The sequence below is a fragment of the Flavobacterium flabelliforme genome (assembly GCF_017948675.1).
GTDB classification, from domain to species: Bacteria; Bacteroidota; Bacteroidia; order Flavobacteriales; family Flavobacteriaceae; genus Flavobacterium; species Flavobacterium pygoscelis.
Genome location: NZ_JAGFBU010000047.1, coordinates 1 through 254, shown reverse-complemented (window position 1 = coordinate 254; position 254 = coordinate 1). Strand labels below are relative to the sequence as shown.

The window sequence follows — 254 nt, the reverse complement described above, 5'->3', positions numbered from 1 at the left end:
CTTTAGGCAGTAATCCAAACTATACGGTAAGCACAACAGACGCGCTATTAACGGTAACACCAAAAGCGATCAACGTGAGTGTGGTAGCCGATAATAAAACCAAAGTCTACGGAGACGCGAACCCAGTGTTAACCGCTGTGGTAACTGGAACGGTAAATGGCGATGTGATTGACTATGCGTTAAGCACTACCGCTACGACCACTTCAGCAGTAGGAAGCTATCCAATTGCAGTGGCTTTAGGCAGTAATCCAAAC

General features: G+C 46.5%; 1 protein-coding gene. It reads left to right on the top strand.

Annotated elements, in window-relative coordinates; genetic code table 11:
- Positions 1 to 254 (top strand): MBG domain-containing protein (locus J3S90_RS15820; protein ID WP_210646989.1); only part of this gene is annotated, 254 nt, incomplete at both ends.